Genomic DNA, 15,621 nt, shown 5'->3' with positions numbered 1-15,621 from the left:
ATGGATGGCTCCTTACAACTGGGAACGGGGGCGGCTGACGCCCCCTTCTACCTGCCTCAGGGCGATGAATGCGACGTGTTCAACGCCGCCTATGACAACGATCTGCCGGTCCTGCTGAAAGGGCCGACAGGCTGCGGCAAAACCCGCTTTGTGGCCCATATGGCCGCCAGCCTTGGCCGCCCGCTTTATACCGTGGCCTGCCACGACGATCTGGCCGCCGCCGATCTGATCGGACGCTATCTGCTGAAAGGCGGCGAAACCGTCTGGGTCGATGGCCCGCTGACCCGCGCGGTGCGCGAAGGCGCGATCTGCTATCTGGATGAGGTGGTCGAGGCCCGCAAGGACGTGACCGTCGTGCTGCACCCGCTGACCGACGACCGGCGCATCCTGCCGATCGACCGCACCGGCGAGGAGCTTGAGGCCGCGCCCGGTTTCATGCTGGTGGCGTCCTATAACCCCGGTTACCAGAATATCCTGAAAACCCTGAAACCCTCGACCCGGCAGCGGTTCATCTCGCTGGAATTCGACTTTCCGTCGCCCGAGTTGGAGGCACAGGTGGTCGCGCAGGAAAGCGGCCTGCCGCTGGAGCGCTGCAAGCCGCTGATCCGGCTGGCGGGCAAGCTGCGCGGGCTCAAGGGTCAGGATCTTGAGGAAGGCGTTTCCACCCGTCTGGTTGTCTATGCCGCGACACTGATCGCACAGGGCATGTCCACCGACCGCGCCATCCTTGCCGCAATGATTGAACCTCTGACTGATGACGAGGACACCAAACGCGGGCTCCTCGATCTTGTCACGGCTGTCTTTGGGTGAGGCCGGCCAATGGTCAAGATCGATTTTGAGCCATGGGAACCCGAAGAAACGATCGGGAAACTGTGGCACACCCTTGCCAGTCGCCTCGATGCACCCCAGGTGCATGTTGGAGCCGCGGTCGACCTTTCTGAGGTCGCGGGGCGGCTGGCAGTCCTTTTTCGGGGGCTTGGGGGCAGTCCGGGCGTTGAATTGCGCCCGGTCTCGCCCGAAGTGTCGCGCCACCGCCTAAGCTGGCGCCGCCGTCTGGGCACCGAGGCAGAGCTGATGCCGCGCGCATCGTTCGATGGCGAGGTGTTGCGCCTGCCGGAACGGCTGGCCGTTTTCCCCGCGCGCGAGGCGAACGGTGCGCTTTATGTCTGGCTGGCGGCGGCGGCGGCCCATGCCGGAACCCGCATTGACGAAGATGACCCTCTGCGTGCCGATCTGCGCGCGCTGGACGCCGCGCAGAGGATGGTAAAGGCGACGCTGGACGACGCCCCCGGCCTGCGCCCGCTGTATTCCGAGCTTTGCAAGGGGCTGCTGCATCAGCGCGATATCCCGAACCTGCCGCCGGTTGAGGCCGCGCTGGAAGAACTGCTGCGGCACATGCTGGGTGATCCTGCGCCGCTGTCTGCCAGGGCTGAACAGTTGAGGGCACTGGACGACACCGTTACGGCCCCGCGCGGGTATCAGCGTTTTCGCCCGATCCCCCTGTGGCCCGAGCTGCGCGCCGTCGGGTTGTCCGAACACAACGAAGTTGAAAACCCCGATACCGAAGGCCCGCCCGAGGAATCGGATGAAAAAACCCACCGCGCCCGTCGCCGCAAATCCGATCAGGCCACACGCAGTGACAGTTTCATCCTGCACAAGTTCGAAGCGATCCTCAGCTGGGCCGAATTCCTGAACATCAATCGGCGCATTGACGACGACGATCCCGACAACGCCAAAAAGGCCGCCGACGATCAGGAAGAAATCGGGTTGGGCCAGATCTCCAAAGCGCCGCCAACCAAGCTGAAACTGCATCTGGATCTGGCGCCTGAGGACGTGAACCGCGAACGGCTGTCGGGCCGTATCCTGTATCCCGAATGGGATGTGCGCACGGGGCAATATCTGCCCGATCACGTCAATGTCCTGCTGTCCGACGCCGATATCCGCGAAGATGCGGCAGAGTTCGGCAAAGACCCCGCCACCGCCCGCCGTATCCGCGCGGTCAAGCGCCAGTTCGAGGCGCTGCGCCCCGGGCGGGTGATGACGCGCGGCCATCTGGACGGTGACCAACTGGATATCGAAGCCGCCGTGCGGGCCGAAGCTGACCGTCTTGCCCGCGGCGAGGGCAATGAACGCGTCTGGCTGCAATCCCGCCCGGTGGCCCGCGATCTGGCGGTGTCAATCCTGCTGGATGTCAGCCGTTCAACCGAAAGCGCGGTCACTGGCCGCGCGGTGATCGACATTGAGCGTGAGGCGCTGGCCGCGCTGGCCTGGGGCCTGAATGCCTGCGGCGACGATTTCGCCATCCACGCCTTCAGTTCGCTGAAACGCCAGCGGGTTTACGTGCAGCGCTGCAAGAGGTTCGATGAACCCATGGGCAAACCAGTAGAACAGCGCATCGCCTCATTGCGCCCCGGCCATTACACGCGGTTGGGGGCGGCGATCCGGCATTGCTCGGCTGATCTGGCCGCGCAATCGCGCAAACGCCGCCTGCTGCTGGTCATCACCGACGGCAAGCCCAATGATCTGGATCATTACGAGGGCCGCCACGGGATCGAAGACACCCGAATGGCGATCCGCGAAGCGCGTCGCGCCGGGCAATCGGTCTTTGGCGTCACCATCGACAAAACCGGCAAAAGCTGGTTCCCGCGTATGTTCGGGCAGGGCGGTTTCGCCGTCATCCCCGACCCGCATCGCCTGACCATGGCGCTGCCGCAGATCTATCGCCAACTGGTGGGGGCATGAGCGACACCTCTCTGATCGACGAGCTTCCGGGTGAGTTGCTGATGTGGGTGCTGATCATCTCGGAACTGCTGGTGTTTGGTGCCGGGCTGGTTGCCTTTATGGGCGTGCGCCTGACCGACCCGGCGGGATTTGCCGAGGCGCAATCGCATCTGCATCGCACGGGTGCTGCGCTGAACACTGCCATTCTGGTCACCTCGGGGTATCTGGCGGCGCAGGCCCTGCATTGGCGCCGCGCCGCCCGCCGGTTTGCTGCGCGGCTCGCTCTGCTTGCGGCAGCCGCGCTGGGGGTCGTCTTTCTGATCATCAAAGGGGCGGAATATGCTGACAAATCCGCACAGGGTATCAATTTCGAAACCCACCCGTTTTTCATGTTCTACTACCTGCTGACGGGTTTTCATGCCGCGCATGTGCTGGCCGGGGTCGGCATTCTGCTGCTGGTCACCTGGCGCGACGAACCCCGCAATATCGAAGCGGGCGCGCAGTTCTGGCATATGGTTGACCTGGTCTGGATCATGCTGTTCCCCGTGATCTACCTGTTGGGATGAAAACGATGCGCGCAGACCTCCTTACCCGTGCTTGGCTTACCCTTCTGGGGTTGAGTCTGGGTTCGGCTCTGTTGACCCTGGTGCCGTTGCGGCCCGCGCTGCTGGGGGCGGGCATTTTGTTGTTGGCGCTGATCAAGGCACGGGTGATCCTTGCCCGTTATCTTGATCTGTCTGGCAGCCCCGCTTGGCTGCGGGGTTTTACCATGGTGCTGTCCGGATTTACCGTGCTGATCTTTGGTCTTTATCTGATCTGAACCGAAAAAAGCCGCCCCGAAGGACGGCAGTTTTCCACGCAAGGGGCGCTTTGGTTACTGGGCAGCGATCGGCATCCGCGCGATCTGGCACCGCTGCCACAGGGCCGACAGTGCGCCGACCAATTGGTCGATATCCGCGTCCGTATGCACAGGGGACGGCGTGATCCGCAGGCGTTCGGTGCCTTTGGGGACCGTGGGATAATTGATCGGCTGGATGTAAATGCCAAACTCTTCCAACAATGTGTCCGAGATGAATTTGCATTTGACCGGATCGCCCACCATCACCGGGATGATGTGGCTGGGATTGGGCAGATGCGGAATGCCCTCGGCATCCAACCGGGCACGCACCTGCGCCACACGGTCTTTTTGCAGATCACGTTCAGTATTCGATTGTTTCAGATGCCGGATCGAGGCCGCAGCGCCAGCCGCTATTGCGGGGGGCAGGGCGGTGGTAAAGATGAACCCGCTGGCAAAGCTGCGCACGAAATCGCACAGCGCGGCTGAGGCGGCGATGTACCCGCCGACCACCCCAAACGCCTTGCCCAGCGTGCCTTCGATCACCGTCAACCGATCCATCAGCCCTTCGCGTTCGGCAATGCCGCCGCCGCGCGGACCGTAAAGGCCAACGGCGTGGACCTCATCCAGATAGGTCATCGCACCGTATTTGTCGGCCAGATCGCAGATTTCCTTGATGGGCGCGATATCGCCATCCATCGAATAAACCGACTCGAAGGCGATCATCTTGGGCGCGTCGGGGTCGGCAGCGGCCAGCTTCGCCTCAAGATCGGCCAGATCGTTATGGGCCCAGATCACCTTTTGCGCGCGCGAATGGCGGATGCCCTCGATCATCGAGGCATGATTCAGCGCATCGGAAAACACAATCAGACCGGGGATTTTCGCCGCCAGCGTTCCCAGCGCCGCCCAGTTCGAGACATAACCCGAGGTGAACAGCAAAGCCGCCTCTTTGCCGTGAAGATCGGCCAGTTCGGCCTCAAGCAGCACATGGTCATGTGTTGTGCCGGAAATGTTGCGCGTCCCACCTGCGCCCGCGCCGCAGCGATCCAGCGCGTCATGCATGGCCGAGATGACGACGGGGTGCTGACCCATGCCCAGATAATCGTTCGAACACCAGATTCGCACATCCCGCTCCACTGCCCCATCCGTCTGGCGCGCGTTCGGGAAGGCACCACAACGGCGTTGCAGGTCGATGAAGACGCGGTAATTTCCCTCGTCTCGCAGATCATCCAGGCTCTGGGTGAAAAATCGCTCGTAGTCCATCTTGCTGGCTCCCTGGATTACTGGCATTGACCGCAGATTAGGCGCTGGGCACTAGCTGCGACATGACAATTGTCAAGTTGCGAGGCCCGAAAAGACTGGTGCTTGGGATAGGGCTTTGGCATAGGCTGTAGCCGAAGGATGTACCGGCCGGGACACCGGCCAGGGAAAAGGGGAACCTTCTTGGCGCACGAAGCACAAAAAGCGATCGCGCGGCAGTCACTCTTGCTCAAGAGCTTGCCGGACCAGCATGTCGATACCTTACTGAGCCACGCGATCTGGCGGTCTTACGACCGGGGCGAGACGATCTTTCTGCAAGAGGAAGAGGCCAGGGCCGTTCATGTGGTTCTTGCGGGCTGGGTCAAGCTGTTCCGCATGTCGCCCACCGGGGCCGAGGCCGTGGTCAGCGTGTTTACCCGCGGTGAAAGCTTTGGCGAGGCGGTCGCGTTGCGCAACGTGCCGTACCCTGTATCGGCCGAGGCCGTGTCGGCCTGTGACATCATGCATATCCCCAGCCCGGTTCTGCTGTCGATGATGAAAGAAGACCCCGAGATCGGGATATCCATTCTGGCCTCGACCTTTACCCATCTGCATGGGCTGGTGGCCCAGCTGGAGCAGCTCAAGGCGCAGACCGGGGCGCAGCGGGTGGCAGAGTTTCTGCTGAACCTCAGCGATATTGATGCGGGCGGATGCGACGTTGAACTGCCCTATGATAAAATGCTGATTGCCGGGCGTCTGGGGATGAAGCCGGAAAGCCTGAGCCGGGCGTTTTCGCGTTTGAAATCGGTTGGCGTCAAGATCAACCGAAATCACGCGGAAATCTCGGACGTTACTGTCTTGCGGGATTATGCCGAAAGCGATCCGTCCGAAAAGTGACGCCCGCGTCTGACTGGGGTGCCTGACGGGGGCATGATGCCCCCGCCGGTATCAGCGTCTGTGTCATCCGAACGCGCCTGCGGCGTCAGAAATCCAGACCGATGTCCACGGATCGGTACGAATGGGTCAGCGCGCCGGAAGAGATATAGTCCACCCCGGTGGCCGCGATGGCGGCAACTGTTTCGCGGGTGACATTGCCTGACGCTTCGGTCACCAGGCGGCCATCCACCAATGCGACCGCTTTTTCCAACTGGTCGCAGGACATGTTGTCCAGCAGGACCACGTCCGCTCCGCCGACCTTTAGAACCTCGGCCAGTTGATCCAGAGTGTCCACTTCGATCTCGACCTTCATCATGTGCGAGGCGCGGGATTTCGTCGCCTCGAGCACCGCGCGAACGCCGCCAGCGGCCGCGATGTGGTTGTCCTTGATCAGGATCGCATCGGACAGGGAAAACCGGTGGTTGAAGCCGCCGCCGTGTATCACCGCCTGTTTCTCGACGATGCGCAGGCCGGGTGTGGTTTTGCGGGTGCAGGTGACACGCGCCCTGGTGCCTTTTGTTTCGGCAACCAGCGCCGCGGTTGAGGTCGCGACGCCAGCCAGACGCCCGACAAAGTTCAATGCCACCCGTTCCCCGGACAGGATCGAGGCCGCGCTGCCGTGAATCTCCATCAGCGTATCACCCTTGGCGCAGGGCTGACCGTCTTTGACATGCGCCGTGACGATCAGCGAGGGATCAACCAGACGAAACGCCAGCTCAGCGACCTGCATACCGGACACCACGGCGTTTTCACGCGCGTTCAGCCGGGCGACATAGGTGGTGTTCGCCGGGATCACCGTCAGGGTGGTGATATCGCCGTTGGCCCCAAGATCCTCCATCAGGGCGGACCGGACCAGGGGGTCAAGGATCATGTTGGGCAATGCCGGATAGCTCATGTATCTTCCTTTGCGATACGGTCCCGCAGCGTCAGGGCCTCGCTCAGCGTCAGGACCGAGCGTTGGCCGGGGCCGGGGATGGGTTCGGGGAAATCAGATCGGTAATGCGCGCCCCGGCTTTCCTTGCGGATCAGGGCGGTCGCGGCGATCAGGGTTGCAGTGGCGGTCATGTTCAGGAAAACCTCAGACCCCGCCTGCTCGGCCTCAAGCCTTGCGATGTCCGACAGTGCGCGGCGCAGGCCGGCGCGATCCCGGACCACGCCCACATGCGCGGTCATGGTCTGGCGCAGGGCGGACACGGCCTGCTGCCGTGAAAAACTGCCACCCGTGTCAAAGCGGATATCGACCATTGGCGCGCTACCTGTTGGCACCAGCGTCGCAATGTCCCGGGCGCAGGCGCGGGCAAAAACCAGCGCCTCAAGCAGCCCGTTCGAGGCCAGACGATTGGCCCCATGCAACCCGGTCGAGGCCGCCTCGCCACAGACCCAAAGCCCGGCCAAAGAACTGCGGCCAGCCAGGTCCGTGGCCACCCCGCCCATATGGTAATGCGCCGATGCGGTCACAGGGATGGGATCGGATATGGGATCAACGCCGTTGCGGGTGCAGGCTTCGGTCACGGAAGGGAACAGAGTTGCGATTTCAGCCCCGATGGCTGCGCGTGTATCCAGCGCGGGACGCAGGCCTGCCTGTGCCTGCACATAGACGGCGCGGGCGACGATATCGCGCGGCGCCAATTCCCCATCGGGGTGGATCGCGGCCATGAACCGATGGCCAGAGCTGTCAATCAGAACGGCACCCTCGCCGCGCAGAGCCTCGGTTGCCAGCGGTGTCGGGTCTTCGCCCACGTCGATCGCGGTGGGATGGAACTGGACAAATTCGGCGTCGGCGATGCGCGCGCCCGCGCGGGCTGCCATTCCGATCCCCTGTCCCTGTATGCGCGCGGGGTTGGTGGTCTGTTCATACAGCCCCGCCGACCCGCCCGTGGCCAGCACATGCGCGGCCCCCCGCAACAGAACCGGCTGCGCGCCGGGGGCATCGGTGCCGGAGAGGTAAACACCGGTAACGCGCGTGCCGTCGCTTTCCAGCCCAACCGCCTGCGCCCCTTCGATCACCTGAACCGATGGGGTGTGGCGCAATTCCGCGATCAGCGCCCGCATGATCTCTGAGCCGGCCTGATCGCCTTTGACCCGTACCACCCGCGCGGCGGAATGCGCCGCCTCGCGGGATTGCACAAAGCCACCATCGGCGGTGCGGTCGAACCCGGTGCCAAGATCAGACAGGTCGAGGATATGTTCCGGGGCAGCCCGGGTCACGAAATCGGCCACCTCGCGCAGGACCGAACCGGCCCCGGCGCGCATGGTGTCATCGGCATGGGCCTTAGGGCTGTCTGTCAGGGCCATTGCGGCGGCAACACCGCCCTGCGCCCAGACCGAACTGGCCCCCGATCCCAACGGCTCGGGCGAGATCATCACAACCGGGCGCGGCGCCAGTTTCAGCGCGGCATAGACCGCTGCAAGCCCGGCCCCGATGATGACAACACGCGCGGTGGCGATTGTTTGCATCCGTCCGGTCAAAGCCCCAGTTGACGCGACAGGTCGATCATCCGCTGCACAGACAGGCGGGCCTTTTCGGCGACGTCGGCGTCGACCTCGACCTGTCCGGTCATGGTATCGAGGGAATAGAGCACCTTTTCCAGGGTGATCTTTTTCATATAGGGGCACATGTTGCAGGGGCCGACGAAATCGACCTCGGGCAGTTCATCGGCAATATTCGACGCCATCGAGCATTCGGTGATCAGCAACGCCTTTTCGGGCTTTTCATCCGTGACGTATTTGATGATGCCACTGGTCGAGCCGGAAAAATCGGCCTCGGCCACAACATCCGGCGGACATTCCGGGTGCGCGATCAGGCGAGTGCCCGGGTTCCATTCGCGGAAGTCGCGCAGGTCGCTGGCGCTGTATTGTTCGTGCACGATGCACGAGCCTTCCCACCAGACCACGTTCTTTTGCGGCACGTCGCGCGCCACATTCTGCGCCAGATACTGATCAGGCGTCATGATCACGGTATGGCTGTCCTGCGCTGCGACGATCTGGGCCGCGTTGGACGAGGTGCAGCAGATGTCGGACGCGGCTTTGACCTCGGCCGTGGTGTTCACATAAGTCACGACCGGCGCACCGGGATATTGCTTGCGCATCTCGGCGATTCCTTCGGCCGTGATTGATTCGGCCAGAGAGCACCCGGCTTCCATATCCGGTATCAGCACTGTTTTATTCGGGCTCAGGATCTTTGACGTCTCGGCCATGAAATGCACGCCGCATTGCACGATCACGTCTTCCTTGACCTCGGTTGCCTTGATGGCCAGTTGCAGGCTGTCACCGCCGAAATCCGAAATGCCGTGAAAGATCTCGGGCGTCATATAGTTATGGCCCAGAATGACCGCATTGCGTTCAGCCTTGAGATCGTTGATCGCCTTGACGTAGGGCGCATAGATCGCCCAGTCGACCGGCGACACGACACGGGCCATGCGCTGATAGATGTCGTCCATGCTGGCGGCCAGCTCGGGTGACGGGGCCAGATCATATTTATCGGAGAGATACGCACGCTGCGCGGGTAGGTCGAACACGGGACTGATTTCTGCCTGATGGATATATGGCGGCTTAAATATGGGGTTTGATCCGGATTGACCACCGCTCGAAGTGGAAGATTTTTCCAAAAATCAGCCCTGAATCGGAAGATTCTTGCTGATCGGCAAAAAACCATGCGGTTTTGCCTGAAATATGATCACACAAGTAAGGGTGTTGTGCGCAGTTCGCTGTGGTTCATGCCCGATGCTTCCATGTGCTTTGTTATTGTGTCGCCGCGCACTGCAAGACGCCGTGCCAGACTACCAGCTTCTTTACGGCATCTCGGATCCTTCTTGCACCGCAGCAAACGCGCAAAGCCTGATAGAAAAGGCGCTCGCGCTCTGTTCAGAACCACACTTTCCGCACCAGCAACACGTTGTTTTTCCACAGAATCAGCCCTAAGCAGACATTCGTTCTTGAGCAGATATCAGGTCCAGCTGCCAACCAAATCACCAAAATTTCAGAAGAACGTCTCCGACTACGGCTTGCGTGATATCCAACGTTGGAATTGCCAGTAAGAAGATTCCAATGATGCCCAGACTTAGTGACACGAAGCGCGCCAACCGGAATGTGTGCATCTCCCCTGTCCACCATTCTCGCGCAAGAAAGCTAATATAGTCACAATGCCCCGAAAACATATGAGAACGAACATCAGGTCTATAACCTGAAACCAGCGGCTTCTTGCTCCTAAACTCGTCGTGCACTTTCCAGAACAGAGGCAGTCTCGGCTTCCAGTCTTCGGAAAAAACGTGTGTTTCCATGTCTGCAAGTTCATGGACGCTGTAGCGTTCTCCTACTCTGGCAGCAAACTCTACGTCTCCTTTGGCAAGCTCCAAGACCTGTGGGCGAAAGCCCTTAAAAATCAAATTGGAAAACAACAAAAAAAGACTACCAAAGAAGACTAGCCTCATCTTGGCTAAGCCAGATAAGAGAAACGGTGTTTCTGCACCCGGTTCAACTCCAGCTATCATCCGGAATGAAGCTATTTCCGCAATTTGGTCGTTGAACAGGATTAGATACCCAATAATTGGCACCAGCGCGACGACCCGCGTTAAGTCATTGTTGGCAACTCGTTCAACTGACTGCCATTGCGTGAATTTCCAATCAGAATGAAACTTCATCAATCTACGCTACTCCTTTAGAAGCGTGGTCTTTCAACCACGCTAGAGGCGGTTTCCCTCCATGTTTTGAGGACGATACTTCATTGAAAACTTGACGGAAAGCTGCGACGACTGTCTATTTGAGACATGATATTCAATTTCAAGTTGTAGGCGCATAGATGACTGAGAAATTGCCAGATTACCTGGCTCAAGGCGAAGCCGCCCGTTTGTTCCCCGTTCTCTCAACCACGTCGAAGGAAGGTCGCACAACGTCCATTGTGTTGGCTTGTATGGTTCAGATTGAGGAATTAGGAGCCGCGTTACTGCAATCATTAGGCCAGAAGCGTGGAAAACGGGCCCAAGTGCATGCGTTCACTGAGGTCGTATTCAAGAACCAGTCCAAGACAATCAAGGATCGGCCCGACGGACTAATTGTCCTGAAGGTTGGCCCTCGCGAGTGGAGGGCTCTTGTTGAAACCAAAGTTGGGAACAACACCCTCGATGCCGAGCAAATTGAAAGATACCGTGCTCTTGCCAAAGAGAACGGCGTCGATTGCGTCATCACGATATCCAATCAATTCGCCACTACCCCCACAGCGCACCCTGTTGAGGAAGTTAGGAAGAGCAGATCCAAGATACCTGTGTATCATTGGTCATGGATGCACGTTGTTACGACTGCGGAGTTGCTGATCAGCAATGAGCAGGTCGAGGACAAGGATCAACTACTGTTGCTGAATGAGCTCCGGCGCTTCCTCAACCACGAGAGCGCTGGCGTTCAGGGCTTCCATAGGATGCCCAAAGAATGGGGCGATCTCAACAAACTGGTGTCGTCTGGCGGTGTCATTCCAGCGCGGTCGCCAGAGGCGCAGATCGTAATTGACGCTTGGCATCAGGAAACCCGCGACCTGTCGCTCATCCTGAGTCGCTTGGTTGAGACATCCGTCAGTGAAAAACTTTCGCGTAAACACATCAATGATCCAGCACAGCGGAAGAAAGACGAATTGCTGATGCTGAGAGAGCAACACCAGTTGCAATGCACTTTGGATGTTCCGGATACTGCCGCTCCAATTGAAGTTACCGCAGATCTGAAGCGGCGGTGCGTCGACGTCGGAATGACCATCCGCGCGCCTGAAGATAAGAAGTCGACCAAAGCTAGGCTGAATTGGCTTTTGCGGCAGATCACAGTCGGTAACATGGAGGGGTTGTATATACGCTTGCTTTGGCCTGGAGCCAGCGAACCGACACAGCACTTGGTCTCGGATTTACGGGAAGACATTGATATCTGCCAGGAAGGCAAAGACCACCTCGTTACACACGGCTTTCATGTGTTCCTATCCAAACGCCTCGGCGGCCGTTTCACACAACAGGTCAACTTCATATCGGACTTAGAAGAGGTTGTTCCTCTGTTTTATGGAGAAGTGGGCGCGAACCTCTCCGTCTGGAAGAAAGCTGCGCCTAGGATCAAACAAGACAAACCAACGGCTGAAGATGTATCGATAGACGCTATTGCCGAGGATGCGGAGGACTTCGAAGGTTGACTTAGGCTACAGAGTAATTTGCTCTAAGAGCACCCCTGTAGCTGCCGTTAGTAGCCACCAGTGTCGCAACCGCAGCGAGAATGGCGGCTTGGTGGCCTTTATGCCGAAGAGTCCTTCCTTGAGCGCCTGGTCAGTCGATGTTTCCCTTCTCATTTTGCACATGGGATAGCCGTTTTCGGGGAGAGCGCCGAGCAATGGGTTCTCTACTAAGAATTCTTGTAGAGCTTACAGCGATGCCAGATGCTACATTCTGTATCCGCGCGGCCGCAAATCGATGCGCAGCGCGCCTAGCGCAAGATCGACAAAAAGTCTCGATTTCAAAACTGTAACGATGCGATTCAAGCCAGTTGATACAGCCGGACCGATAGAGGGTGATGAAAGTCGTGTGCCGGGTGCGAAAAGTCGCGTCAGCCAGAAAATGGAAGAAACACGCGAATTAATGGAAGAACTATGGTGAACTATCCAGTTAGGTTTTGGTGGAGCCTAGGGGAGTCGAACCCCTGACCTCTTGCATGCCATGCAAGCGCTCTCCCAACTGAGCTAAGGCCCCATACAGGTACTGCCGAAGCAGTGGGCGGACATTTATGAGACGGTGGCAGTGAGTTCAAGTCCAAAAAATTGGAATCCGCCAAAAAATTTCAGTCCCAGGTCCGGGGATGGTTTGAGGCGGCGCGCGGCCGCCTCTGACCGATATCAGCTCTCGTCTTCCGACGGCATGTCGGTGATATCGTCCAGCGAGACTTTATCATCTTCATCATCGTCATCATCGAGCAGATCATCGTCCAGCTCGACTTCGACATTGTCGCCATCGTCCAGAACAATATCTTCTTCCGACGCATTTTCACGCGCTTTGGCGGATGCAGCATCTTCCGCATCCGCAGCAATCATCCGGCTTTTGCCGGTTGAAAACTCCACGATCTCGCCGGTGTAGGGGCTTATGATCGGGTCCTTGTTCAGGTCATAAAAACGTTTGCCAGTTGTTGGGCAAACGCGCTTTACGCCCCATTCTTCCTTGGGCATGTCAAATCCCCTTGATATCAGGTGAGTCGTATCAACGATTCAGGTCAGGTGCCACATGCAGCGGGCACTGTCAAAGCCTTTGCGCAGGAGAAATTGGCATATGGGAGATCACGCACTGCCCGGGACACCGCCGGTGCCGCTTACATTGCGGAAATCGGCCCGTGCGCGGCGTATCAGTCTGAGAATTTCCCAATTGGACGGGCGGGTTACGTTGACATACCCGCAAGGTGTCCCTGAAACCGAGGCCCTGAGCTTTGCCCGAATGAAGGAAGAGTGGATACGGGAACATTTGCTGGATCGCCCGGACCCTGCGGTGGTTCAGTTTGGCCAGATGATCCCCATCGAGGGCACGGAACGGCGAATCGTACCCGCCGATGGTCGCCGCATTCTGTTGCAGGGCGACGAAATTGCGGTGCCCGAGGGGGCCGAGGCGCGGCGTCTGGCGCGGTTTCTCAAGGAACTGGCTCGTGATCGCCTGACCGGGGCCTGCGATGATTATGCGGCGATGTTGGGTCGCCCGTACACCAGCCTGACCATCCGGGACACCCGGTCGCGTTGGGGGTCGTGCAGTTCCGCCGGCGGGTTGATGTTTTCCTGGCGGCTGATCCTCGCCCCGTCCGAAATTCTGCATTACGTCGCCGCGCATGAGGTGGCGCATCTGGCCGAGATGAACCACTCGCCCGCTTTCTGGGCACAGGTCGAGCGGATTTTTGGTGACTACAAGGGGCAACGACGCTGGTTGCGCGACAACGGGGCGCAGCTGCATCAGTACAGATTTGATGCCCCCTGAGTTGACCCTGTGGCAGTTTGTGATCACATGGGCGCATGTTAAATGCGCGCCCTTCCGAGTCCCAGACCGCCACACATGACCGGGTGTATCGTGTTTTGCGCGCGCGCATCATGCACGGAGAGATGGCACCGGGGCAGGCGCTGACCCTGCGCGGCATCGGAAAGGACTTTGGCGTGTCAATGACGCCCGCGCGCGAGGCGGTGCGGCGTCTGGCGGCCGAGGGGGCGTTGTTCCTGTCTTCGTCAGGCCGTGTTTCGACGCCAGAGCTGACCAACGACAGGATCGAAGAGCTGGCGGCGTTGCGCGCGTTGCTTGAGGTCGAGCTGGCCAGCCGTGCCCTGCCACGCGCACATATGGCGCTGATCGACCGGTTGCAAAGCATCAACATGACCGTGGCTGAGATGGTCACCAAGCGCGACGCTGTTGGCTATATCCGAACCAATCTTGAATTCCACCGCACGCTGTATCTGCGGGCGCAGGCCCCGGCGATGCTGGCCATTGCCGAAACGGTGTGGCTGCAATTGGGGCCAACCATGCGGGCGTTGTACGGGCGATTGCGACGCACCGAGCCGCCGCATTATCACAAGCTGATCATCGCCGCATTGCAGGCCGGGGACGAACCCGGATTGCGGTTGGCGGTACGCTCGGATGTGACGCAGGGTCTGCGGATGCTGGTTAGCTAAGCGGCTTGTCGCCGACCGCGTTGGCTTGTCTGGATACGGTGTCGTGGTTCTGGCCTGCGCGTCTGGTCTGCGGTACTCTGGACCAAATCACAACAAGAGCAGATTTCAATCATGATCAATCGACGGATTTTTTCCATTGGACTGGGATCAACCCTGCTGGCCGCCTGTTCCGGGGGGGCGCCAACCAGTGCGCCAGCGTCGCGAATGCAGAGCGTTCCGAACGCAGGCTGGGATGCATGGGTTGCGGGTTTCAAAGGCCGCGCTGCATCACAGGGGATTTCGCAATCCACCCTCAACCGCGCATTTCAGGGGGCCGGGTATTTGCCCGACGTGATCGAACGCGACCGCAATCAGGTCGAATTCAAACGCTCGCTTGAGGATTACCTGGCCATCGCCGCCTCGGACGAGCGGATCAGCACCGGCAAGCAGATGCTTGTGCGTCACGCAGGAACCCTGTCGCATATCGAGTCGCAATATGGCGTCGACAAAGAAGTCGTGGTGGCCGTCTGGGGTCTGGAAAGCCGCTATGGCGCGCGGCGCGGGGATGTGCCGGTGGTGTCGGCGGTGTCAACACTGGCCTATGACGGGCGGCGCGGTGCGTTTTTTGAAAAGCAACTGGTGGCGGCCCTGAAGATCATACAGGAAGGCGACACAACGCCGGCCAACATGACCGGCAGCTGGGCCGGTGCGATGGGGCATACGCAGTTCATCCCCACATCCTACCTGGCCTATGCGGTGGACCACACCGGCGACGGGCGGCGCGATATCTGGTCCGAAGATCCGGCAGATTCGCTGGCCTCGACCGCCGCCTATCTGGCGCGCGCGGGCTGGGTGAGAGGGCAGCCTTGGGGAGGGGAGGCCGGTACAGTATCGGGCACTCCAGTCGCAATTCTGCAGCCGCAAAAGCCCGGGCCTCGTATCGCGGTGTTCCGCAATTTTCAGGTGATCAAGCGTTACAACAATTCGGACAGCTATGCGATTGGCGTCGGACATCTGGCTGACCGGATCGCGGGCGGTGCGCCGTTTCAGGCCTCGTTCGGGCCGGACGCCACGGGTCTGACATTGGAAGACCGCAAGGAATTGCAGCGTCGGCTGACCTCCGCAGGCTATGACACGCAGGGCGCGGACGGGGTGATCGGCAACAACACCAAATCCGCCATCAGCGCCTATCAGCGCGCCAGTGGTCTGCCGGTAACGGGCGAACCTTCGGTGGCGTTGTTGCGCAGGTTGGGCGGCTGAC

15 protein-coding genes and 1 tRNA gene are annotated in these 15,621 nt (G+C 59.8%); 9 read left to right on the top strand and 7 right to left on the bottom strand.

What is annotated here, in order from left to right:
• Genes JT51_RS10035 through JT51_RS10020 form a run of 4 tightly spaced genes read left to right on the top strand, consistent with a single transcriptional unit; the run spans position 1 to position 3,541 of the window.
• Positions 1-810: a CbbQ/NirQ/NorQ/GpvN family protein gene (locus JT51_RS10035; protein WP_235216145.1), complete on the top strand. Its 810-nt coding sequence runs from the start codon at positions 1-3 to the stop codon at positions 808-810.
• 9 nt (positions 811-819) lie between these two features.
• A complete protein-coding gene (locus JT51_RS10030) occupies positions 820-2,742 on the top strand; it encodes a nitric oxide reductase activation protein NorD (protein ID WP_037311370.1) in 1,923 nt (640 codons plus the stop codon).
• Positions 2,739-3,287, top strand: a complete 549-nt coding sequence (locus JT51_RS10025) for a cytochrome c oxidase subunit 3 (protein ID WP_037311368.1) — start codon at positions 2,739-2,741, stop codon at positions 3,285-3,287. The genes JT51_RS10030 and JT51_RS10025 overlap by 4 nt, the downstream gene beginning before the upstream one ends.
• Before the next feature lie 5 nt (positions 3,288-3,292).
• Positions 3,293-3,541: a cytochrome C oxidase subunit IV family protein gene (locus JT51_RS10020; RefSeq protein WP_235216144.1), complete on the top strand. Its 249-nt coding sequence runs from the start codon at positions 3,293-3,295 to the stop codon at positions 3,539-3,541.
• 54 nt (positions 3,542-3,595) lie between these two features.
• Here the strand turns inward: JT51_RS10020 and hemA are convergent, their stop codons facing one another.
• Complete coding sequence (hemA, locus tag JT51_RS10015; protein ID WP_037311364.1) at positions 3,596-4,819, bottom strand: 5-aminolevulinate synthase; 1,224 nt, start codon at positions 4,817-4,819, stop codon at positions 3,596-3,598.
• Between the two features lie 180 nt (positions 4,820-4,999).
• On the opposite strand from hemA, the gene JT51_RS10010 reads away from it, so the two are divergent.
• Positions 5,000-5,692, top strand: coding sequence for a Crp/Fnr family transcriptional regulator (locus tag JT51_RS10010; protein WP_037312093.1), 693 nt, complete (start codon positions 5,000-5,002; stop codon positions 5,690-5,692).
• 85 nt (positions 5,693-5,777) lie between these two features.
• Here JT51_RS10010 and nadC read toward each other — a convergent pair whose 3' ends face one another.
• From nadC to JT51_RS09990, 4 genes are all read right to left on the bottom strand, one after another.
• Positions 5,778-6,626, bottom strand: a complete 849-nt coding sequence (gene nadC / locus JT51_RS10005; RefSeq protein WP_037311362.1) for a carboxylating nicotinate-nucleotide diphosphorylase — start codon at positions 6,624-6,626, stop codon at positions 5,778-5,780.
• Positions 6,623-8,188 carry an L-aspartate oxidase gene (locus JT51_RS10000; protein ID WP_037311359.1) on the bottom strand — a complete coding sequence of 522 codons (1,566 nt, stop codon included), beginning with the start codon at positions 8,186-8,188 and terminating at the stop codon, positions 6,623-6,625. The genes nadC and JT51_RS10000 overlap by 4 nt, the downstream gene beginning before the upstream one ends.
• 8 nt (positions 8,189-8,196) lie before the next feature.
• The gene (gene nadA, locus JT51_RS09995; RefSeq protein ID WP_037311356.1) at positions 8,197-9,249 is read right to left on the bottom strand and encodes a quinolinate synthase NadA; all 1,053 of its coding nucleotides are present in this window, start codon (positions 9,247-9,249) and stop codon (positions 8,197-8,199) included.
• 450 nt (positions 9,250-9,699) lie between these two features.
• Positions 9,700-10,371 carry a hypothetical protein gene (locus JT51_RS09990; RefSeq protein WP_037311355.1) on the bottom strand — a complete coding sequence of 224 codons (672 nt, stop codon included), beginning with the start codon at positions 10,369-10,371 and terminating at the stop codon, positions 9,700-9,702.
• Positions 10,372-10,529: 158 nt separating this feature from the next.
• Between JT51_RS09990 and JT51_RS09985 the strand changes: the two genes are divergently transcribed.
• The gene (locus JT51_RS09985; RefSeq protein WP_037311353.1) at positions 10,530-11,888 is read left to right on the top strand and encodes a hypothetical protein; all 1,359 of its coding nucleotides are present in this window, start codon (positions 10,530-10,532) and stop codon (positions 11,886-11,888) included.
• A gap of 474 nt (positions 11,889-12,362) precedes the next feature.
• Here JT51_RS09985 and JT51_RS09980 read toward each other — a convergent pair.
• Positions 12,363-12,438 (bottom strand) — tRNA-Ala (locus tag JT51_RS09980).
• 143 nt (positions 12,439-12,581) lie between these two features.
• Positions 12,582-12,908, bottom strand: a complete 327-nt coding sequence (locus JT51_RS09975) for a TIGR02300 family protein (protein ID WP_037311351.1) — start codon at positions 12,906-12,908, stop codon at positions 12,582-12,584.
• A 100-nt stretch (positions 12,909-13,008) separates the two neighbouring features.
• Here JT51_RS09975 and JT51_RS09970 point away from each other — a divergent pair, with 100 nt between their 5' ends.
• The 3 genes from JT51_RS09970 to JT51_RS09960 all read left to right on the top strand — a co-directional run bounded on the left by JT51_RS09970 (position 13,009) and on the right by JT51_RS09960 (position 15,620).
• Positions 13,009-13,698 (top strand): M48 family metallopeptidase, encoded by a 690-nt coding sequence (locus tag JT51_RS09970; RefSeq protein ID WP_037311348.1) that lies wholly within the window; start codon positions 13,009-13,011, stop codon positions 13,696-13,698.
• Between the two features lie 35 nt (positions 13,699-13,733).
• The gene (locus JT51_RS09965; protein ID WP_037311346.1) at positions 13,734-14,381 is read left to right on the top strand and encodes a GntR family transcriptional regulator; all 648 of its coding nucleotides are present in this window, start codon (positions 13,734-13,736) and stop codon (positions 14,379-14,381) included.
• Positions 14,382-14,492: 111 nt separating this feature from the next.
• Positions 14,493-15,620, top strand: coding sequence for a lytic murein transglycosylase (locus JT51_RS09960; RefSeq protein ID WP_037311345.1), 1,128 nt, complete (start codon positions 14,493-14,495; stop codon positions 15,618-15,620).
• The last annotated feature ends 1 nt before the right edge of the window (position 15,621 follow it).

Origin of the sequence: Ruegeria halocynthiae (assembly GCF_000743705.1) — a bacterium.
Taxonomy (GTDB): domain Bacteria; phylum Pseudomonadota; class Alphaproteobacteria; order Rhodobacterales; family Rhodobacteraceae; genus Ruegeria; species Ruegeria halocynthiae_B.
This window is presented reverse-complemented; position numbering and strand designations above follow the sequence as displayed.